Below are 20,875 nucleotides of genomic sequence, written 5' to 3'. Positions count from 1 at the left end.
AAGGTTTTAAATATGACGGATAACCAGGAAATCAAACCCAAAAAGTTGACACTTGGCAATTCAAAATTATCGCTTAATAAGTCTTTTGACTCTCTTACAGGAGCTCAAAGCTTTGTTAATGCTAAATCTAAAACGCTAGTAGAAGTTAGAAAAAGCGCTACCGGTAGTACTACTACCCTTTCATTAAATAAAGAAAGAAATAGCTTAGATCAAACTGCTATTGATGCGAATAAGGAAGAATTTAACAGACGTTTATCTATTCTTAAAAAAGCTGCTGAGCAATCTAAATTAAATGACCCTTCACAAATAAGCACTTTAAGTAAACTTGCAAGTATTAACCAGTCTGCTAACTCAAAAATAGAAACGCTAGAAACTGAAGTTGAACAAAAACAGCAAAATGCAGAAGAAGAAAAAGTAGAAGCTAGTGCTAAAACTGTCCAAAATAACAAAGATATACAGCCACAAACATCTAAAAAGAAAGAAGAAACTTTTGTAAAGTCTCCTTTGGTAGGAATGCGAACACGTTACGGGATAGAATCAGAGAAAGAATTAGATAAAACAGCAGATAATAAAGTAGTCGCACCAAAAATTAAGCTAGAAGAACCGAAAAAATTCAAAAAAGCCGATCTTTTCAATATGCTTGGCGACGATGAAAGCGGTAGAACTAGAAGTATTGCTTCTATAAAAAGAGCTAGAGAAAAAGAAAAGCGTAAATTAGTATCACAAGCACCTGAAAAAGTATATAGAGAAGTGACGATACCGGAAGTTATCGGAGTCGGCGATCTTGCAAATGCTATGTCTGAAAGAGTAGCAGATGTAATTAAAGAATTAATGAAGCTCGGTATTCTTGCAAATGCCAGCCAAACAATAGATGCCGATACGGCGGAACTAGTTGCAACAAATTTAGGGCATACGGTAAAAAGAGTTCAAGAATCGGATGTTGAAAATGTTTTAATTAGTGATGATAAGGTTGAAGATTTGAGAACGCGTGCTCCGGTTGTTACAGTAATGGGGCATGTAGACCACGGTAAAACATCATTACTTGACGCTCTTAAATCTACGGATATTGCTGCAAGTGAAACTGGAGGAATTACCCAGCATATCGGGGCTTATAGAGTAACTCTTGCAGACGGTAGAGCGATTACTTTTATTGATACTCCGGGTCACGAGGCTTTTTCGGAAATGCGGTCAAGAGGTGCTAAAGTAACGGATATAGTTATTATAGTGGTAGCAGCAGATGATGGAATCAAAACGCAAACGGTTGAGGCAATTAATCATGCGAAAGCAGCGGGCGTTCCTATAATTGTAGCTATTAATAAGATTGATAAGCCTGATATTGATATTGAGCGTGTAAAGAACGAATTATATGTCCACGAAATTATAGGCGAAGAGGCAGGTGGTGACGTTATGGTTATTCCTATCTCGGCACTAAAGAAAATTAACTTAGATAAACTTGAAGAAGCAATTTTATTAATTGCAGAAATGCAGGATTTAAAAGCGAGTCCTTTCGGTTCGGCTGCCGGTGTTGTAATCGAGTCAAAAATCGAAAAAGGAAGAGGAACGCTAACCACTATATTAGTTCAACGAGGTACTTTAAGAAACGGTGATATTATAATAGCAGGTAGCTCTTACGGTAAAGTTAAAAAGATGGCTAATGATAAGGGACTAGAAATAGTGGAAGCAACACCGTCTGTTCCCGTAGAAATTCAAGGCTTAAACGAAGTACCTTTTGCCGGTGATAAATTTAACGTAGTACAAAATGAGAAACAAGCAAAAGATATAGCTGAATATAGAATGCGTCTTGCTAAAGAAAAGAAAATATCTATTGCACCGCGTTCAAGTTTAGAAGATTTGTTTTTAAAAGCTTCCGGTAATAGTAAAATTAAGGAATTACCTTTAATTATTAAAGGTGATGTCCAAGGGTCGGTTGAAGCTATTTCAGGTAGCTTATTAAAATTACCGAGTGATGAAATAAAGCTTCGTATACTTCATAGCGGCGTAGGTCCGATAACGGAATCCGATGTATCTCTTGCACATGCTTCTTCAGCTATTATTGTCGGCTTTAACGTTAGAGCAGGGGCAAATGCTTTAACTGCTGCAGAAAAAGAAAAAGTCGATATTATATATTATAGTATAATATATAATTTAATTGATGACGTAAAAGCTATTATGAGCGGTATGCTTGATCCGATCGTTAGAGAGCAATATATCGGAAGCGTAGAAATTAGACAAATATTCAATATTACCAAAGTCGGTAAAATCGCCGGTAGCTATGTAACTAAAGGGATTATTAAGAAAGGAGCGGGCGTACGCTTATTACGTGATAATGTAGTCATTCATGAAGGAAAGCTCAAAACTTTAAAACGCTTTAAAGATGAAGTTAAAGAAGTTAGAGAAGGATATGAGTGTGGTATAGCATTTGAAAATTACGAAGATATTAGAGAAGGAGACACAGTTGAAGTTTTTGAGCTAGTTCAAGAACAGAGACAATTATAGTAGAATTTTTATTATATGTCATTCCCGCAAGGCATTGTTGCGTGGATGAATTTCACCTCTGTCATCCCGTGGCTTGACCACGGGATCCAGTTAAAAATACTAAAATTATTAGTATTTTTTATTGTTTTTATGGACCCCGTGGTCAAGCCAATAGTACCGGACATTTTTTAAAAAGATTCCGATGTCATCCCCGCGAAAGCGGGGATCCAGACTAAAAAATCTTTAATTTTAAGGATTTTTTATTACATAGTTTTTGTAAAGTAAAGCTTTTAAAAAAAGCTTTATTTTACTGGATTCCCGCCTACGCGGGAATGACATAGAACAAAAATTGTCCGCTACTATGGGGCAAGCGAACTAGGTGACACATTGGGTTTTACCGGTCCACGTAACAATATTCTGCTTTCGTGCGAATAACATTTAGTAGAATATCCCTCTTTGATAAATTAATTAATTTTAAGCAAAATATAATAAAAAGTTAATAATTATTATATTTTATCTTGACCTCTTCATAATTTCTATTTAATAATAAGAAATGAGGAAAAATTATGGCAATAACATCAATTTTTAATAAGTTACAAAATTTAATCCCACATAATATTTCTCCAAAGCCGGCTTCTTATCTTGCTAACGATGAAATTGTTAGATAATTCGATTAAGCAGTATGACGAAAAAAGTGCAAGATGTAATAAAAAAATAGTAGAAGCTCAAGCTAAATATCCTTTTTTAAATTCTAAAACAACCTTACAAGAAGCAGTAAAAGGTCAGCCAGATACTCTAGGCATCTCTCAAATCAAATATACTGATATTATGAATGAGCTTGATGGTAGAGAAAAAGTAACTAACACAGCTGAAAGTAAAGGCTTGTTCAGTACATTTAGTTCATCATTAAAAACAGTTTATGATTTTGGAGTAAAGAGTTTTAATATTATAAAAAATACATCTAGTATTCTTTCTTCTAAAGTTGCTGAAACTTTTAATCTTGTGAGTAATAAAGTTTTTTCTTATTTAAATAATAATGCTGAAGAAACATTTAATCTCTTAGATCAGCTTGAAACCCTTTCTGATAATGAGTTAGTAGAAGAAATTGTAAACACGCCTGAAAATGAATTAGGTGAAGTTTTTGAAAAGATGACATATAAAGGAAGTGTTGAGAGATAAGAAATTAAGTAGAGAATTATAGGAAGGATATTTTTTTGGAAGAAATAGTGTTTAAAATTAAGATAATTTTTGTTCAGTATATTCTTTAACTTGAAAAGTTGGAAAATGAATATTTAGATGAGCGAATAATCAATGTTCTTATGGATAATTAATATCTAATACTACCAATTCTTCAGGTAAAAGAAGTATACATGACAAGAAGTGTGCAAAGCAAGAATCAGGTGAAGGATCTGATAGTGATTCCGGGTTCTCTGATTGTGAAGATGAAATAGAAGTATCAGACAATCAAGTCGGGTTCTCTAATAGTGATTTTACTACGAAGTTATCAGGTAATGATTTTGGATTCTATTATGAAAGTGATGATGTAGTATACGTATAATAAAGCTCTTATGTCAACCTATCTTATTTCACACATACGGTAGACAAAAAAATGGATGCCTGCTTTTAGTAATTTTGTTGCATGAATCAAAAAACCTACTTGATGTTATTCCCGCGTAGGTGCGAAGGTATTGTTGCGTGGATCAATTTCGCCTCTGTCATCCCGCGAGCTTGTAGCGGGATCCAAATAAAAATACTAAAATTATTAGTATTTTTATTGTTTTTTGGATACCGTGGTCAAGCCACGGTATGACACCGAACGGATTTTTCGGTCCACGCAACAATACCTTCGCACCTACGCGGGAATGACATAAAACAAACCATGCAACAAGGTTGCTTTTAACTAGGAACGACGTAATTTATTGCTATTTTAGCGCATCAGGCGGGCGTATATAAAGCGGTTCGATAGAGCTATTTAACTTCATACCGCTCGATAATCTACTAGCAATATATCTACAAATAACCCATGCTTTAACTCGTGCAAAACGTGGCAAGGTTATTATATTCGGTAAATGTATAATTTGGTGATATATAAATTCAAGCCCGCTACCACAGCACACTATACTACCTTTCTCTTTTGCAAGCAGTTTTATAGCATACTCGAAATCTATCAATAACGGCTCTTCTATTTTTTCTGATTTATGAAAAACTTGCATATAAAGCTGTGAGCGATAAGCGTTTAAAAAGACATATATTTTATCATAATCTTTAACTTGAGTTATGGCTCTAAAGTAGGCATATTCAAAGTTGCTAACCACTACTGCTTTAATATTTTCCTTGGCAAATAATATACCTTTAGCACTAGCAAGTCCTATTCTAATGCCCGTAAAGCTACCCGGCCCGTTAGTTACCGCTAAATAATCTAGATCATCATATGAACATTTAGCTGATTTCATCACGTCTTCTATCATCGGCATGAGATTCTCTGCTTGCATAGAAGGGCGTAATTCTTCTATATATGCCAGAATATTCTCATTTTCGGATATTGCTACCGATGCAGTATTATTGGCTGTGTCAAATGCTAGTATTTTCATAGATTATTATTTAAATAAGTCACTATGGGTGCCGGTACATGTGTAGTGTACCAGAAAATTTTTGAAAAATCTCTCATGTCATTCCTGCGAAAGCAGGAATCTAGGCTAAAAAAGTCTTTTTATTATATTGTTTTCTTTTTGAGTAAAGCTTTTAAGCAGCTTTACTCAACTGGATTCCCGCTTTCGCGGGAATGACATAGAATAAAATACCAGAAGTTTGCAGAATCATATTAAATTAAGCTTTTTATACATTTCTTTATATGAAGAATATTGATTAATATTTAAACTTTTTGCCGATTCTTCTAATATTTTTATTGATTCTGCATTTAATTCTTTTGCCTGTTCTATTTTATGATATATCGCTTCTCTTACAAAATTCATAATAGTATCATTTTTATGTGCAGTGTGAACTTTAAGAAAGTGATGTAATTCGTTTGGTATATCTCTGCTTAATCTAGTCATGTCACATACTTATTTAAGTAATTACTTAAATGAGTATATCATCAAATAAGAAAAATAAAAGTAAAAATATAGAATCTTTAAGAATTATTTATAGTAAATTCAATAAAAATTTGGCGTGCTTCAACTTGTCTATTATTATGAAATAAATATCTATTTAAAAAATAGTTTGTTAAGGTTAAAGCTTGCCTTTTTTCTTCTAATGTAATCTCACTATCATCTGAAAGTAAAAATTTTGGTAAAATCAATAATTTATCTTTGTAAGGCTTCCCTACTTCATATGATAATGCTCTAGCTGATTTAGGTGATACATAGGTTAAATCAGTTGTAACATGAGTCACGCCGCACTTGGTAAGATCAAGCTTATAACCCGTCTCGGCAAGTAAAGCCAGCTCAAAATTAATATAATCACGAAAACAAAAATTCTTTGATAAATTATCTAAATAGTTAATTAGAAATGAAAAAAAATTAGAATGTTCTTCTCTTTCATGAAATAACTCTTTGATTAAAGATATAACGGAATTAAAGGCATATAATTTAGCTTTATTTATGATAAAATAACCGGTGTAAGATTTGATGAGTTCGCATTTAGCCATGCCGATATGTTCGTGTAGTCTTGCCTGCCAAAGAAAATCTACAATATTCCCTTCTTGATATATAAATTTGCTTTTTTTAGAAGATTCTTTTACAACTCCCGAATATAAACCATGATTTTTAGTAAAAACCGTAATAATAAATGTATTTTCTTTCAAAGGTTTTTTAGCAATTATTACTCCTACATCTTTGATATTCATAGTTTTTCCTTGGTGTCATACCGCGGCTTGTACCTGAGGTATCCAGTCTTTTTTAATTTTTTTTGGATACCGTGGCGGGGTCACGGCATGACATAGAGTGTTTTTTCACTCCACCCAATAACCCTCTAGCTTCCTTAGAATCCCCTGTATATACTATATTATTGTATCCTAGTTTGATTGCAGTAAATAAAGCGGCGTGATCCTCTCCTACATTTACGGTAAGCCCTAAAACTTTTTTCGGAAATTCTTTATTTAAAATTTTAAACATGTAATCAATTGCTAGCATACCGTAATATTTTACGCTAGAGGCATGATTTGTTAATATCAACTGCTCTTCTACACTAGATAAAAAATTACGTGCTTCTTCCAAATTTCTTATTTCATAAACTATATAGTCAAATGATTTGAATTCACTGAACGAGTCACTCGTCGCACTCCTATTAGTTATAGGCTTCGCTCCTTGCTCCTTGTAATTAAATCCAACTGATTTGACTATACTCATTTGATTATCTCTTTTAAATCCTTTAAATGTGAGACGGAAGATATAAAGTCATACGTTAAATTCTCAAGCTTAGAGCAGATAATCTTATTAAATCCAAGCTTTACGGCTTCTTTTATTCTTGTTTCTGCTTTTGCAGTTTTTCTTATCTCACCCGATAAGCTTATTTCGCCGAAAAAAACGCTTTGTTCAGGAACCGGTTTTCCTGTTGCGGCAGATATTAAACTCGCTGCTACTGCGAGGTCCGAAGCAGGATCGGCAATTTTAAGCCCTCCAGCGATGCTTAAATATACTTCATAATTAGCAAGATTAAGTCCTATCCTACTACTAAGCACGGCAAGTATCATTGATAATCTATTAGCATCCCAGCCCACCGCAGAGCGTCTAGGAGTTACCATATTTGAAGGTACTATGAGGGCTTGTACTTCCATAAGTAACGGTCTTGAGCCTTCAATTCCTGCAAAAATAGACGTACCTATAACGTTCTGCTCTCGCTTCATCAAAAATAGTTCAGACGGATTTGTTACTTCAATAAGCCCGCTGCCGCTCATCTCAAATACGCCTATTTCACCCACACCGCCAAAACGATTTTTATATGAACGTAAAATACGGAAATGATTATTATGATCTCCCTCAAAATATAATACGGTATCAACTAAATGCTCAAGTATCTTAGGACCTGCTAGCTGACCGTCTTTAGTTACGTGACAGCTTAGTAAAATAATTATATTGTTTTGCTTAGCATAATTAACAAGTTCATTTGCACATGTACGAATTTGTGAAACAGTGCCTGGAGGCGAAGATAATTCTTTTGTGGTAATTGTTTGAATAGAATCAATCACTACTAAATCAATATTATTTTTATTAGCTTCTATACTCGCAATAATATCTTCCAAATTAGTGGCTGCTAAAATATCGGTATTATAGTTAGTTAGATTTAACCTTATGGTCCTTAATTTTATTTGGTCTAATGATTCTTCGCCCGTTATATATAAGCAATTCATCTTTGATGCAAAGTTACTTGCTGCTAGTTGTAGTAACAAAGTAGATTTGCCTATGCCAGGGTCTCCTCCTATTAATATAGCAGAACCAAGCACCAAACCGCCACCTAGTACTCTATTTAATTCGCCTATAGGGGTAGGGATGCGTAACTGTTCGGCTACGTGACCTGAAAGCTTATCGAAATCTTGTTTGCTACCTGTTTTAACAATTGCTTTATTCGTGCTTACTATCTCTTCGACAATACTACCCCATACACCGCAGTCAAAGCACTGCCCCGACCATTTAGGACTAGTATTTCCACAGTTAGAACAGATATAATGCTTCTTGTCTTTGGTCATGTTTTTAAGCTATGATTCATTGTGAAGCGTTCCTATGTCATTCCTGCGAAAGCAGGAATCCACAAAAATAGTCTTAATTATTACATACTTGACGAAGTAAATATATAAAAATAAGTTTTTATATATTTCTTACTGGATTCCTGCTTTCGTAGGAATGACAGTAAATCTCAAAACCAGTAGCTTACTCTTGCCATATAGTTTTTCACGTAAAAGTTCAATATTTTCATCTAAAGCATAATCATCTAGTTTAGCCATCTCAATAACTATGATAGTACCGTCTTTAAGCCAGTTATTTTTTATCAGCAATTTCATTACTTTAGGCACTATATCCTTATGATAAGGGGGGTCTATAAATACAAGATCAAATGATTCATTTGCTTTCGGTAGATTTAAAGCATTAATATTAACCAAATTAACATTATTTTCAATGTTTAGAGATTTAGCAAATCCTTCTGCTATTTTTAATGAGGATGTATCAATATCAATTAAGGTAGCAAAACTTGCTCCTCTTGATAGGCTTTCAAAAGCAAGGCTACCGCTACCGGCAAATAAATCGAGAATGTGGGTAGTTTCGTTAAATAATTTATTACCGGTAAACTCACCGGAGGTTAATATACTAAATATTGCCTCTTTGAGCTTACCGGTGGAAGGTCGATATTTGATATTTTTAGCGGTAGGTATAATTTGGTTTCTATATTTACCGGATATTATTTTTAACACTTATTTAGTTATATGCTTCTTTTGTTGAATTTGTGTTTTTTTTTTCGTCCTTTATTTTTGCGACAAATCCTTTGCCTTTAGTGTTAGGCTTAAATTTTGCTGCAAATTTACCAGGTTCTGTTTGTTGTTTTTCTACAGTTGTATCTTTCTTTTCTTGTATTTCTACTTTTGGCGTTTCCTGGTTTAAATTATTTTGTGCTTGTTTTAAAATATCTTGTTCTTTAGCTTTATCAATATTATTATTTACATTATTTAAATTTTCTTCCCTTTCTTTAGATTTTTCTGTCTCAGCTTTTTGTCTTGCTTGTTGTTTTTCTGTTACTAATTCATCAATATTTTCAGGAGGCGGTGAGATATATTTATCTATACTGCTAGTCAAATTTTCAAATGATTTCTGAAGATTGCATAAAGGTTTTTGAGTAAGTTTATAAGTTCTGGTAGCGACTAGACCTCCGGCTAAAATACCTGCTCCTAGAATAACAGCTTTAGTAGCAAGGGCCGTGCCGGTGACCAATAATACAGGCATCGCTACAAAAGGTGCAGCTGCTACTGCAAGACCCGCTACTACGGCAAGCCCTACTAAAAATTTCTTACTTGCTAAAAAATTTGTTACGCTGCTAATTCCTGATGTAGTAGTTTTAGCAATTTTTGTACAAAGCTGTCCTACTCCGGTTTTCAGAAACCAACCGCTTTTTTCTCTTGCATGAATTTTATCTTGTAATTTAGCATGTTCGTTAACATTGACAGATGTTGTTTTACCGTCTTTATCTTGATGATCTAAATTCCCTTTAGCCTCGCCTTTAGTATCATGCACCTTTGTAGCATCGTTGATTTTTGCTTTATCAAAATCTGCTCCTTCTTTATTAATTCCAGCTAGATTTGCTGCTTTTAGATTTGCTTGTGTTAGATTTGCTTCTTTAAATATCGCATCAAATGCTTCTACTGCTTGCATATCGGCATTTTCAAGCACCGCTTTAGTGAAATCGGCTTTAGTAAGATCGGCACGCCGCATAATTGCATTTTTAAAGTTAGCTTCCTTAGCATTAATATTTTTAGCAATAGCATCAGAAATATTTAATCCTTCAGCTTCTGCTTTTTCTAAAGTAGCATTACTTAACTTAGCAAATTGTGCAGTTGCATTAGTAAGCGTAGCGTTTGTAAGATCGGCATATTCAAGATTTGCTTTATCAAGCTTTGCTTTTGTTAAGTCAGCGTTCTTAAGTTTGACACGCTGCATTATAGCTTCTCGTAAGTCAGCTTCTTTTAAAGATAGTATATTTTCAAATTCAGCATCGCTAAAATAAGCATTCCTTGCAGTTATGCCTTGCATGTTACATTGCTCTTTGAATTTTGCTTCTAACGCACGTGCATTATTCATAAAAGCATTTTCAAGATCAGTAGAAACTATATTTGCTTGATCTAGAAGTGCATTATTTAAAACTACTCCCTGCATTTGAACTCTTTGCATATCTGCATAAGCAAGTGATATACCGGTAAGATTAGAATTTTTCCATTCTGAATCTTTAATAATTAACTTTTCGGCATCGGCATTAACCATCATAACAGCATTAAATTTGCTATTTGTTACTTCTGCTTCAGATAAATCTACTTTAGGCATGTAAGCTCTCGACATATTACTATTTTCAATTTTGCTATTTTTAAGATCAGCAAAAAGAAATCCTGCGTTACGAGCTGTAACATTTTGAAAAACGGCATTTTGTAAATTAGCTCCTTCAAAATTAGTAAAATCTAAATTACAATCCGAAATTTTAATATTTTCTAAATTAGCTGAAGCAAATAATGTATTCTTCAGGTTAAGATTAGTAAGGGTTTTACCTGATAAATTAATTTCTGAAAGATCAGGGATTATATGTGTATCTTTTGAAAGATTTTTTTGTTTTCTAACAAAATCGGTAAGAGATAATTTTATGTCAGATTGTTTTGCTGCTTCAGCTAAATATAGATCAAATTCGGCAGAAGTTAATTTTATATATTCTTTCGGTATATCACGCTCTTTGGCAGTCGAACCTATAATATATGATGGGTCTAGTTTTATTTGTATTTCTTCATTTTTTAGCTGTGCAAAAATATCTGCAAGACCGTTACCGCAGAACATTCTAAGGTTATCTAAAGCATATATTTCAGTTTCTAGTTTATTTACTTCATGTTGTAACTTGTTGATTTTTCCTAGTTCGTTTTGTCGGTTTTGAGCAATAGTTTCTGCACTATTCCAAAAAGCATTTAAAAGATTGGTAGCAATCCCAGGATTATCTAGGTTTTGCTTTAGAGTTTCTAACTCTTCTTGCTTAGTCTTTAGCTCTTTTGATTTAACTGTATGTAAAGTTTCTTCGTCTTCCGTAGCTAGAATATATTTCTTTTTATTTGTAGTTTCATCTATAACTACTTCTTTAATGCGTTCTTTTTCTAAATCCTTATCTATATATTTATTTAGTCTTTCAAGATCTGAAAAAGATAGTTGTATATCTCGTATTTTATCTTTTAGATTGGGGATTTTATAGTTATCATAATCTTTATAATTAAAGTCTGTGTAATGAAGATTTGCTCCTCTAAAGTCGGTACCGATAAATGTACAATCATTAAATTTTACATTTGTTAAATCTGAATCACATAATATGGTATTTGTTAAGTCACAATTATTAAATACGGCATCTGTTAATATTGTACCTTGGAAATTAGCATTGACTAAATCTTCGTTAATTTCCATATTTTCTAAGCTAGTAATAATAATTTTATCATTATCTTCAGCGAAATATTTATTTTTGATAAAATTATTTAATGAGACACTAGGGTTATCTTTTATATAACCAAGATAATCGTTTAAGTCTTTTTCTTCACATTTATATATATTAAGATTTGTCATATGTTTTCTATATGATTAGTTAAAATGCACTGATAATAACACATTACTAATTATTTTTCCAGTATTTTATTATTTATTTCTTTATAAGCTCCGGGTTTTAGATTATCTATCGTAAAATTACCATATTGAATCCTAATTAATTTGTTAACTTTTAGTCCAAAATACTCGAATATTCTTCTAATTTCACGATTTTTTCCTTCAAATAAAACTACTTCAAACCAAGAATTACTCTTATTTTGCTTAAGTAACTTTATCGAATGAGGATTATAAAATATCCCGTCAATTTCTAAATTTTTATAATCACTTTTTAGTAGAATATCAGACTTCCCATATGCCCTAACATGATATACTCGCTTTAACCTATTTGAGGGTAGCTCAAACTGACGAGCTAAGTCACCGCTATTAGTTAGTAATAACAAACCTTCGCTATTTAAATCCAGCCTACCTATTGAAATAACACGAGGTAAGCCGGTTAGCTGCTCAAATGCCGTTTTACGAGATAAGGGATCTTTGTGAGTGGTAATTAAACCGACAGGTTTGTAATAAATCCAAAGCCTTGGTTTTTGCGATTGATTGATTAATATGCCTGATACTTCAATTTGATTACTAATATCAACATTTGTAGCCGGTGATAAAATTGTAATGCCGTCTACTTTTACTTGCCCTTCGAGTATCAGCTTTTCAGCATCACGCCTAGAACATATTCCTGCATTACTAATTATTTTGGCTAATCTCTGCATTTTTGAATATAGTAAATTTCAATAGACATCTTTCCAAACCAGCTTATAGAGAGGAATTTAAAGGAGACACGGAACGCAGCACCGCAGCGTATATAGACATACGAGAGGATGTGAGTACCGGATCGACGTATAAATTACCTCTAGAAGCGAAGTGTGGGAAGGTGTCTAATAAGAATATATAACAATACCCCTAAAAAGCAATATTAATAATTTGACATAAATAATTAATATAATTATACTATATCGTTACATATGCTTTAACAAAATTACACGAATGTTAATTTTACTTATCAAAACTTTTTCCTTTAAAATCTTATCTTCTTTTTTTAGCTGATTTTCTTTTTAGCAAAAATTACATACTTTTTTCTTCAATATAACTTTCATTAAATTATGCAAGAACTTATTGGTTCAATCCTGTTAATTTCAGGTACTTGTATAGGTAGCGGTATGATAGCACTGCCTATGGTATTAGCAAAATTAGGTATAATACCTAGTATAATATTGATGTTTATAATGTATTATACTTCTTTAATTAACCTGGAGCTTAATCTTCAAGCGGGTAAAGGCTTAACACTGGGGATGCTTGGAAAGTATTTTTCAGGACATACTGCTCAAATCATCGGTACGGTAAGCCTTAAGCTCCTTTCATATGTATAATGGACTGAAAAATCAAGCCAAGATTTTGAGCAATTTACTTGGTAATTTTGTTCAAAATTAAGCTGCCATTTGTGTATGATATTGTATACTATCGAGATAGACATTCATGGGTTTTTTATACCCAATACTTGAATGAAATCTCTGATAATTATATTTACTGATATAATCATTGATACCCTCTTTAAGCTCTCCTATATTTTGATAATCATTAATAAATATACAATTATATTTCAGCGTCCTAAAGAAACGCTCAATAACAATATTGTCAATACTTCTGCCTTTACCATTCATTGATATCTGAATATTATAATCTTTAAGAATCTGTATATGATCATTACTGGTATATTGACTACCTTGATCACTATTAAATATCTGTGGAGCTTGATACTTATTTAATGCTTCCTTCAATATATATACTTCTTTAACTTGAAAAGTTGGAAAATGAATATTTAGATGAGCGAATAATCAATGTTCTTATGGATAATTAATATCTAATACTACCAATTCTTCAGGTAAAAGAAGTATACCTCTAGTAAATGAAAAATTGTCAAAGAAGTCAGCAAGTGTTATTAAGTAAGAATGGATTTATAGAAAATTAACATCAGTAGAAAAAGAAGAATCAAAGCTTTACCATAGAAGCGAAAGGGATAAGAGGATTTGTGATAGAATCAAAGCTGTTCTCATGTATGATGATAGCTATAGTATTGATGAGATATCGAAAGTGTTATTACTGAGTGATGGGGAGGGATAAGAAAACATTTAATAGATTATCATAATGCTCAGAAGCTTAAGCCTGGAAATGGCGGTAGTGATAGTAAACTTACTAGACAGGAGGAAGCAGAGTTAATAGTTCATCTAGAAAATAATAATTATATGTATGCTAGAGATATAGGTTTGTTCATAGAACGTCAATATGGAGTAATCTATACATTAGCTGGGGTAATCAAGCTATTACACAGACTTGGTTTTAGTTATAAGAAACCTAAGTTAATTCCTGGAAAAATAGATTTAGCTAAGCAAGAGGAATTTAAGCTGCAATATAGTTTGCTAAAAAATAATTTAGCTAAAGATGAGTCTATTTATTTTATGGATAGTGTTCATCCTCAATACCAAACTCGAGCAAGATTTGGTTGGATTAGAAAGAATGTAGTTAAAACATTACCAAGTTTCAGTGGTTGGAAGCGTAAACATATTATTGGTGCTATTAATCTTAAGGATTTAGAGGTAGTAACAACTGACAATCCTAAGGTTAATGGTGATTATATTATTGAATTTTTAAAGAAACTAGAAGCAAATAATCAAGATAAAAGTAAGATTTATTTGATATGCGATAATGCTGGATATCATAGGTCAAAAAAGGTAAAAGAATATCTACAATACAGTAAAATAGAGTTACTATTTTTGCCAGCATATAGTCCTAATTTGAATCCAATTGAACGACTGTGGAAATTTATGCATTCTGTTGTAAGTAACAATAAATTTTATGCGAATTTTGAGACATTTACTGATTCTATACGAATATTTTTTGAAAATATTGAAAAATATAAAAATAAAATTTCTTCATTGGTAAATGACAATTTTCAAACCATTGTGCCTAATCATTTTAACAACTCTTCATGTTGAAGAAGTATATATATACTTCTTTTACCTGAAGAATTGGTAGTATTAGATATTAATTATCCATAAGAACATTGATTATTCGCTCATCTAAATATTCATTTTCCAACTTTTCAAGTTAAAGAAGTATATTAGATTCTACTGAAAAAGAGATAAACATGCTAAAAGATGAAATTGCATTTTTATTAAAAAATCCTGTCACAAAAGAAGATATAGAGAGAAGCGAGCAACGTTTAGGAGAGTTGGAAAGCCGAATAATGACTTAGCAATGCCCTTAATAAAGCAGCTGTTAATCAAAAGTTTGCTTGGCTATTTCATACCAACAATTTTCAGGAGCGGCTGCTTTATTACTAAAACCGCATATAATCAGCCTGTCTTTAGCTCTTGTCATTGCAACATAGAGTAGTCTTATATACTCCTGTAAATCTTTTAACTTTTCAGCTTCTTTTAGTTCTTGTAGGAACTCCGGTGTATCTACAATATTGGCAGAAAAAAACATTTCCCCTTTATCGTCCCAAATAAATTTATTGCTACTTACCGGCAAAGTAGTAGAATCGCATAATATAACAATAGGAGCTTCAAGTCCTTTAGAGCCGTGGACGGTCATTACTCTTATTTTATCTGAATGCTCCATATCACGTTTGATGTAGATATCGTTATTCTCAAACCAAGCAATGAATCCTTGCAGTGAATTATCTATATCATTTGCATAGTTTTTGCTTAATGTTAATAGCTCATTTATCATAGTATCATCGTAAATTTCTCGTAAATTTAGATTATTCACTACTAAATCAAAGAAATGCTCAACAGTCGATATTTTATAAATTTCAATTAGGGAATTTAACTTAGCGTATATTTCTTCACAAGCAGATAGATTATCCCATAAACTATTATCGGTTTTATTTACAAGAAGTTTGTATAATTGCTCTTCGTTCATGCCGATAATCGGCGATTTTAGTAAGCCGGCAAGGTTTAAATCATCGTCAGATAATAACACAAATTTAGCTATCGAGATTAAATCCATTATCGTTAGATTTTCTTTAATGTTAATTCTATCGCTTATCTCAACTCTAAGCTTAGCTTTGCTAAGTTCTTTTATCAGATTATTACTAAATTCATCTCGTTTTCGTACTAATATCATGAAATCTTTTTCAGATATTCTGCTTGCGGTAGAGGGTAAAATTTCTTTGCTTTCTATTTGTTCTTGTATAAAATTTATGATTTTTTCTATGAGTAAATCAGCGGCGGATTTAGAATTTTCATAATCTTCAGGCAATGCCCAAAAAAGCTCTTCTTGTTTTTCGCTTGTTATTAACGGCCAAACCGTTATAGAGCCTTGATGTGTACGAAATGAGTATATTAAAGGATTATTTGAAAGGAATAAATTCGGGTAATTGGATTTTATATTTTTCAAAACATTATGAGTAAATTGTAAAATCTCTGCACATGATCTATAAGAATATTCAAGAGTGATATTTTTGAATTTCTTATTGGCACTTGTAAGCTTTGCTTTTAGGCACTCATTTACTAAGCTGAAATTATGAAGATCAGCCCCTTGAAAACTGAAGATAGATTGTTTATCGTCACCAACTATGAAAATTGTCATCCCGCGAGCTTGTAGCGGGATCCAGTCTTTTTTTATTTTTTTCTGGATACCGTGGAGGGGCCACGGTATGACATTTTGTTGTCTATCTACCGCATTAAACTCTGTTATTAAAGTGGTGATAATATTCCATTGCTGGGGGCTTGTGTCTTGTGCTTCATCGACAAGAATATGATTTATTTCACTCTCCAGCTTATGTAGCAACCATTCATGTGTAGTTTTATTATTCAGTAATTTCTCGGTGTAATAAATTAAATCATCGTAATCGAGTAAATTATTTGCTTCTTTATATGAATCGTATTTTTTTAAAATAATATGAGCAAGTTTAGTAAGTAAGTTCGTATGATATTCTAGCTCCTCTATGCGACGCAACTCATCCAAACGGTAAATTTCAGAGATAATTTTTTCTAGCTCTAACAATAATTTAGGATATGTTCTTGTTAATTCTTTCGATAAAAGGCTTTTACGTTTTTTTCCGTCTTTGGTAAAAAAGATTTCTTTCGGTTCTATTTCCAAATCATATTCTGCAAATAAGTTTTTCACCTTATCGTAAATATTATTTAATTCCCCTAACGCTAATCTTTTATTAGATATTTCTTTAGGAATTTGCTTATTTATAAATAACTTTTTGAATTTAATTTTCTGCTCGATTATCTCGGTAAAAATATCTTGCAGAGTTATTTCATGAAAGCGGTTAAGTAAAATTTTAATTAAGTCATTATGCTCATCACTTAAGTAGATTTCATTTCTGATATTTAGGAAGATATCCTGTAATTTAGTTTCTTCAAGAATCTTAAATTCCGGTGTGATACCTGCTTCTAAAGGAAAAGTGTTAAGGGTTTTTTGACAAAACGCATGAATTGTATAGATATTTAAAGGCTCGTTGCTATTTAGGATTTTATCGTATAAAGTTTTTGCGTTTTCTATTTCTTGTGGTAGCGGCTTATTGCCGCTCATTAAGAAGAGTTCATTTTCTAATTTTTCTGCATCACAAAGAGAAAGATGTTTAAGTTTACTATTAATTCTTGCTTGCATCTCTATAGAAGCAGCATTAGTAAAAGTAAGGCATAAAATATTTGTAGGTTCTACGCCCATTATTAACAGACGTAAAAATCGATCGGTTAGGATTTTGGTTTTACCGGTACCGGCAGATGCCGATACCCAAACGGAATAATTAGGATCAGATGCTTGTTGTTGTAGATTGCTCATTTATAAATCTTTATTGTACAGTTATTATGTCATTCCCGCTTCCGCGGGAATGACATAGATGACCTACGAAGAAATAACATTACGCTTATAAACAATATAAAGCACTATTAAAGAAATAGCGAGACCAAACCAAGTTAGGGCATATTCTAAATGGTCATTTCTGATTGCTGCTAAATGATTTATTGAAAGAGGTAATAAAATATCTAGATTGCTAATATCTTTTCCTTCCGCAATAATATAAAAATCCTCTAGATTTAATTCTAAGGTTTGGGATGCTTCTTTTAAATCTAAAGTTAGCCACACATTATTTTTTATATCATTAGCAGGTAAGTAGCTACGAGTTTTTTCAGACGGCATAGTAACACCGATAATCTCGTGCTGCTGGTCGTTTGTAGCTTGCGTGATAATATTTTTATTGCGATTACTAAACCAACCTCGTGCTACTAAAATAACATTATCTTCTATAGTTTTAAAAGGAGTAACTAAATAATATCCGTCTTTTTCACTCGACATTGACCTTCTACCATATAAATATATGTCTTTATTAGGCAAAAATTGACCGGTAATTTTTACTTTGTGATAAGGTAAATTGTCTTGAATTTCTGCTAAATTAATTGCTGGTGAGGTGAGGTTAGCTTGCATAGAAGCTAGAAATAATTTCTTTTCTTTTAAACGACTAAGCTGCCAAAAGCCTAAAGAGATGAGTATTATAAAAGTTATAAGTACAAGGAAATTTGTTTTCATAGGTAAGTTTTAAGGGAATTGTTGTTAAAAAAGCCTGTGGTGTCATGCCGTGGCTTGACCACGGCATCCATAAAAATAAAAAAACTGGATACCGCGTGGTCAAGTCACGGTATGACACCGGACGTATTTTGAGATCCACGCAACAAAGCCCCGCGGGAATGACATTAATTAAGCCGGTATTAAAATCTTATTTATGAACTCTTTATGTTTTTGCAGCTCTTCTTTTGTAGGTTTAATAACAATAGTAGTTTGCTCTGTTTTGTTATTTACTTGATTAGTTGCTAAATTATTTATTCCGGCAGATTTATCAGCCATTTTAAAAGCGGATTGTCTACCACCCGTTAGTTCCACATATACTTCTGCAAGTAATGCCGCATCTTTCAAAGCCCCGTGAAGCTGCCTACCTGAATTATCAACTTTAAATCTTTTACATAATGCGTCAAGATTATATTTTGAGCCTGGAAACATACTTCTGGCCATAACTAGAGTATCTATAGCATTGGACAGTTCTAAAAGTTTGATTTCCGCTCTTTTTAATAATGATAATTCATGATTTAGAAATTTAATATCGAACGGAGCATTATGAATAATAAGTTTGCTATCTGAAATAAACTCTAAAAAATCATCGGCTATTGTATGAAATAGAGGCTTGTCTTTTAAAAATTCGCCGGATATGCCATGAATTCTATAAGCCTCAAACGGCATATCTCGCTCAGGATTAATATAAAAATGAAAATTCCTGCCTGTTAATACCTTATTCACCATCTCAATTGCACCGATTTCGACGATTCGGTGACCTTGTCGTGGGTCAAGTCCCGTAGTTTCGGTATCTAAAATTATCTCTCTTAAACTCGACATTTCCAATCCTTTATTAGTCTTTTAAAATCGTCATTGCGAGCGGGTATTGTTGCGTGGATACCAAAACCGTCATTGCGAGGAGCGAAGCTTTGCTGCAATCCAGCAAAATAATTAAAAAAATTCTATAAATCAGAATTTTTAACTGGATTGCTTCGTCGAATTACTACGTAATTCTTTTCGCAATGACGACTGGGGGGTTACGCAACAATGCCTACGCGGGAATGACATAAAAGTGCCATGCAACAAGACAACATTTTCTCGCTAATAGCGAGAATTACCTTGCTTTCAAATCCTTTATTAGCTTCTCTATTTGTTTTTCCAAGTCTAACATATCAACTCCGCTATTTATAGCAAAATCTGCTTTTGCTATTTTGCTCTCTTGTGATAGTTGAATTTCTTTGATTTTATTATAAATTTCTATATCAAATGAAGATCTCGTTATCGCTCTTTGCATTCTTATTTCTTCAGAGCAGTATATTGTTACGACAAAATCAAAATATTTATCAAATTTTGCTTCATAAAGCAACGGTATTTCGGCAAAGCCAAATTTGGAATTAGCATTTTCTTTTTTAAATAAAATCAGTTTATCTATTAGTAATGGGTAAATAAAATTTTGTAGTTTTTCTCTAGCTAGGTCGTTATTGTAGATTAAATTACTGATTTTTCCGATATTGAAAGATTCAAGTTCAGGAAGTAATTTTAAGATTTGAGTTTGCACGCTTAAATCTTGATATAATTCTTTTATACATCTATCGGCACAAAAAGTTTTATATCCTTTTTCTGCTAAATAATCCAAAATAAAAGTTTTCCCCGATGCATAGCTACCGGTAATACCTATTGCTAACATTTTGTTATAAAAATTTTATGTTCATTAGCGAGTTTTATAGTTAATTCTTCTTCGACTATAATTACGTTATTTTTCTGAATCGCTACTCCTTTGTAATTATATTTAGCAAGATTCTTTATAGTATCAGGACCAATTGTTGGCATATCTAGTCTATTATCTTGACCTAATTTCGGTATTTTTACTAGCACTCCTCCATAAGGATTTTTACGTAAATCTGCACATCTCGCTATTAAATTATCCGTCCCTTCAGCAGCCTCTATACCAAGTATGTAACCATTTTCAACTATAACCGATTGTGCAATATCGAATGAACTTAAATGATTCAACAATTTTACTCCAAGCTCAATATCATTTTTATCTGAATTCGTAAGGGTGGTATCAGTTATAATATTGGAGTTACCTTGTTGATTTTTATATATTTCATTACTTGAAATTACTTTAAAACCATAGCTTTCAAAAAAATCTGCTACTATTTTTAGCAAATTATCATCTCCTCGAATTTTTTGCCCAACTACTTTGAAAAGCAATGAACCGCCTATTTTATCTACGGATAAATTTTTAAAATTCGGTCTATTCACTCCGCCGATAAAAATAATATTTTTTACCTCATTATCCTTAAAATATTTTATAGCTTCACCAATCATACCGATTTTTAAAATCTTATATTCAAAATCTTTAATTTGATCTATATCAGCCTCGTCTTTAATCGCCGCTATATAACACTTGCCGCCTTGCTTTGTATAGTTACTTGCTATTAAGTAAGGTAATGAACCTCTGCCTGCAATAATTCCAAGATTTGGTAGCATGATTAAGTTTTTAATTTTGAATTCTAAAAATTTAT

Annotated in this window: 17 protein-coding genes and 4 pseudogenes; 5 read left to right on the top strand and 16 right to left on the bottom strand. The window is 32.4% G+C overall.

Annotated elements, in window-relative coordinates:
• Positions 1–12: 12 nt before the first annotated feature.
• Positions 13–2,496: a translation initiation factor IF-2 gene (gene infB / locus AC5584_RS05925; protein ID WP_499216165.1), complete on the top strand. Its 2,484-nt coding sequence runs from the start codon at positions 13–15 to the stop codon at positions 2,494–2,496.
• A gap of 11 nt (positions 2,497–2,507) precedes the next feature.
• Here the strand turns inward: infB and AC5584_RS05920 are convergent, their stop codons facing one another.
• Positions 2,508–2,660 carry a hypothetical protein gene (locus AC5584_RS05920; RefSeq protein ID WP_499217092.1) on the bottom strand — a complete coding sequence of 51 codons (153 nt, stop codon included), beginning with the start codon at positions 2,658–2,660 and terminating at the stop codon, positions 2,508–2,510.
• Positions 2,661–3,041: 381 nt separating this feature from the next.
• On the opposite strand from AC5584_RS05920, the pseudogene AC5584_RS05915 reads away from it, so the two are divergent.
• Positions 3,042–3,648: pseudogene (locus tag AC5584_RS05915) on the top strand (SrfC family effector protein); the annotation flags it as partial.
• Between the two features lie 510 nt (positions 3,649–4,158).
• Here AC5584_RS05915 and AC5584_RS05910 read toward each other — a convergent pair.
• From AC5584_RS05910 to AC5584_RS05870, 9 genes and pseudogenes are all read right to left on the bottom strand, one after another.
• Positions 4,159–4,313: pseudogene (locus tag AC5584_RS05910) on the bottom strand (MFS transporter); the annotation flags it as partial.
• Positions 4,314–4,397: 84 nt separating this feature from the next.
• Positions 4,398–5,066: a tRNA (adenosine(37)-N6)-threonylcarbamoyltransferase complex dimerization subunit type 1 TsaB gene (gene tsaB, locus AC5584_RS05905; protein ID WP_499216164.1), complete on the bottom strand. Its 669-nt coding sequence runs from the start codon at positions 5,064–5,066 to the stop codon at positions 4,398–4,400.
• 225 nt (positions 5,067–5,291) lie between these two features.
• On the bottom strand, positions 5,292–5,528 hold the full coding sequence (locus AC5584_RS05900) for a hypothetical protein (protein ID WP_499216163.1): 237 nt from the start codon (positions 5,526–5,528) through the stop codon (positions 5,292–5,294).
• A 77-nt stretch (positions 5,529–5,605) separates the two neighbouring features.
• A complete protein-coding gene (gene recO, locus AC5584_RS05895; protein WP_499216162.1) occupies positions 5,606–6,319 on the bottom strand; it encodes a DNA repair protein RecO in 714 nt (237 codons plus the stop codon).
• A gap of 52 nt (positions 6,320–6,371) precedes the next feature.
• A complete protein-coding gene (locus AC5584_RS05890; protein ID WP_499217010.1) occupies positions 6,372–6,710 on the bottom strand; it encodes a hypothetical protein in 339 nt (112 codons plus the stop codon).
• A 107-nt stretch (positions 6,711–6,817) separates the two neighbouring features.
• The gene (gene radA, locus AC5584_RS05885) at positions 6,818–8,158 is read right to left on the bottom strand and encodes a DNA repair protein RadA (RefSeq protein ID WP_499216161.1); all 1,341 of its coding nucleotides are present in this window, start codon (positions 8,156–8,158) and stop codon (positions 6,818–6,820) included.
• A gap of 129 nt (positions 8,159–8,287) precedes the next feature.
• Positions 8,288–8,878, bottom strand: a complete 591-nt coding sequence (gene rsmD, locus AC5584_RS05880) for a 16S rRNA (guanine(966)-N(2))-methyltransferase RsmD (protein WP_499216160.1) — start codon at positions 8,876–8,878, stop codon at positions 8,288–8,290.
• A 4-nt stretch (positions 8,879–8,882) separates the two neighbouring features.
• Complete coding sequence (locus AC5584_RS05875) at positions 8,883–11,759, bottom strand: pentapeptide repeat-containing protein (RefSeq protein WP_499216159.1); 2,877 nt, start codon at positions 11,757–11,759, stop codon at positions 8,883–8,885.
• Between the two features lie 50 nt (positions 11,760–11,809).
• Positions 11,810–12,499, bottom strand: coding sequence for a pseudouridine synthase (locus AC5584_RS05870; RefSeq protein ID WP_499216158.1), 690 nt, complete (start codon positions 12,497–12,499; stop codon positions 11,810–11,812).
• A 2-nt stretch (positions 12,500–12,501) separates the two neighbouring features.
• Between AC5584_RS05870 and AC5584_RS05865 the strand changes: the two are divergent.
• Together AC5584_RS05865 and AC5584_RS05860 are read left to right on the top strand one after the other, a co-directional pair.
• Positions 12,502–12,666: pseudogene (locus AC5584_RS05865) on the top strand (palindromic element RPE1 domain-containing protein); the annotation flags it as partial.
• Between the two features lie 223 nt (positions 12,667–12,889).
• On the top strand, positions 12,890–13,156 hold the full coding sequence (locus AC5584_RS05860; RefSeq protein WP_499216157.1) for an aromatic amino acid transport family protein: 267 nt from the start codon (positions 12,890–12,892) through the stop codon (positions 13,154–13,156).
• Positions 13,157–13,213: 57 nt separating this feature from the next.
• Here the strand turns inward: AC5584_RS05860 and AC5584_RS05855 are convergent.
• A pseudogene (locus AC5584_RS05855) lies at positions 13,214–13,567 on the bottom strand (transposase); the annotation flags it as partial.
• A 336-nt stretch (positions 13,568–13,903) separates the two neighbouring features.
• Here AC5584_RS05855 and AC5584_RS05850 point away from each other — a divergent pair.
• Positions 13,904–14,779, top strand: coding sequence for an IS630 family transposase (locus AC5584_RS05850; RefSeq protein WP_499217009.1), 876 nt, complete (start codon positions 13,904–13,906; stop codon positions 14,777–14,779).
• Positions 14,780–15,062: 283 nt separating this feature from the next.
• On the opposite strand, the gene AC5584_RS05845 is transcribed toward AC5584_RS05850, so the two are convergent.
• From AC5584_RS05845 to AC5584_RS05825, 5 genes are all read right to left on the bottom strand, one after another.
• Positions 15,063–17,585 (bottom strand): UvrD-helicase domain-containing protein, encoded by a 2,523-nt coding sequence (locus AC5584_RS05845; RefSeq protein WP_499216156.1) that lies wholly within the window; start codon positions 17,583–17,585, stop codon positions 15,063–15,065.
• A 63-nt stretch (positions 17,586–17,648) separates the two neighbouring features.
• Positions 17,649–18,329 carry an SURF1 family protein gene (locus AC5584_RS05840; RefSeq protein ID WP_499216155.1) on the bottom strand — a complete coding sequence of 227 codons (681 nt, stop codon included), beginning with the start codon at positions 18,327–18,329 and terminating at the stop codon, positions 17,649–17,651.
• Between the two features lie 168 nt (positions 18,330–18,497).
• Positions 18,498–19,187, bottom strand: coding sequence for a DNA polymerase III subunit epsilon (gene dnaQ, locus AC5584_RS05835; protein ID WP_499216154.1), 690 nt, complete (start codon positions 19,185–19,187; stop codon positions 18,498–18,500).
• A 274-nt stretch (positions 19,188–19,461) separates the two neighbouring features.
• Positions 19,462–20,034, bottom strand: a complete 573-nt coding sequence (gene coaE, locus AC5584_RS05830) for a dephospho-CoA kinase (protein ID WP_410527445.1) — start codon at positions 20,032–20,034, stop codon at positions 19,462–19,464.
• Positions 20,028–20,840 (bottom strand): LpxI family protein, encoded by an 813-nt coding sequence (locus AC5584_RS05825; protein ID WP_499216153.1) that lies wholly within the window; start codon positions 20,838–20,840, stop codon positions 20,028–20,030. Before AC5584_RS05825 ends, coaE begins: the two co-directional genes overlap by 7 nt.
• Between the last annotated feature and the right edge of the window lie 35 nt (positions 20,841–20,875).

Source organism: Rickettsia endosymbiont of Villa modesta (assembly GCF_964026485.1).
GTDB lineage: Bacteria > Pseudomonadota > Alphaproteobacteria > Rickettsiales > Rickettsiaceae > Rickettsia > Rickettsia asembonensis.
The sequence above is the reverse complement of the archived record's forward strand: the minus strand, read 5'-3'. Positions and strand labels throughout refer to the sequence as shown.

Bases quoted from the DNA above. Each gene is read 5' to 3' on its own strand.
- infB (WP_499216165.1), top strand. From the start codon at position 13: ATGACGGATAACCAGGAAATCAAACCCAAAAAGTTGACACTTGGCAAT.
- AC5584_RS05920 (WP_499217092.1), bottom strand. From the start codon at position 2,660: ATGTCCGGTACTATTGGCTTGACCACGGGGTCCATAAAAACAATAAAA.
- tsaB (WP_499216164.1), bottom strand. From the start codon at position 5,066: ATGAAAATACTAGCATTTGACACAGCCAATAATACTGCATCGGTAGCA.
- AC5584_RS05900 (WP_499216163.1), bottom strand. From the start codon at position 5,528: ATGACTAGATTAAGCAGAGATATACCAAACGAATTACATCACTTTCTT.
- recO (WP_499216162.1), bottom strand. From the start codon at position 6,319: ATGAATATCAAAGATGTAGGAGTAATAATTGCTAAAAAACCTTTGAAA.
- radA (WP_499216161.1), bottom strand. From the start codon at position 8,158: ATGACCAAAGACAAGAAGCATTATATCTGTTCTAACTGTGGAAATACT.
- AC5584_RS05875 (WP_499216159.1), bottom strand. From the start codon at position 11,759: ATGACAAATCTTAATATATATAAATGTGAAGAAAAAGACTTAAACGAT.
- AC5584_RS05870 (WP_499216158.1), bottom strand. From the start codon at position 12,499: ATGCAGAGATTAGCCAAAATAATTAGTAATGCAGGAATATGTTCTAGG.
- AC5584_RS05860 (WP_499216157.1), top strand. From the start codon at position 12,890: ATGCAAGAACTTATTGGTTCAATCCTGTTAATTTCAGGTACTTGTATA.
- AC5584_RS05845 (WP_499216156.1), bottom strand. From the start codon at position 17,585: ATGAGCAATCTACAACAACAAGCATCTGATCCTAATTATTCCGTTTGG.
- AC5584_RS05840 (WP_499216155.1), bottom strand. From the start codon at position 18,329: ATGAAAACAAATTTCCTTGTACTTATAACTTTTATAATACTCATCTCT.
- dnaQ (WP_499216154.1), bottom strand. From the start codon at position 19,187: ATGTCGAGTTTAAGAGAGATAATTTTAGATACCGAAACTACGGGACTT.
- coaE (WP_410527445.1), bottom strand. From the start codon at position 20,034: ATGTTAGCAATAGGTATTACCGGTAGCTATGCATCGGGGAAAACTTTT.
- AC5584_RS05825 (WP_499216153.1), bottom strand. From the start codon at position 20,840: ATGCTACCAAATCTTGGAATTATTGCAGGCAGAGGTTCATTACCTTAC.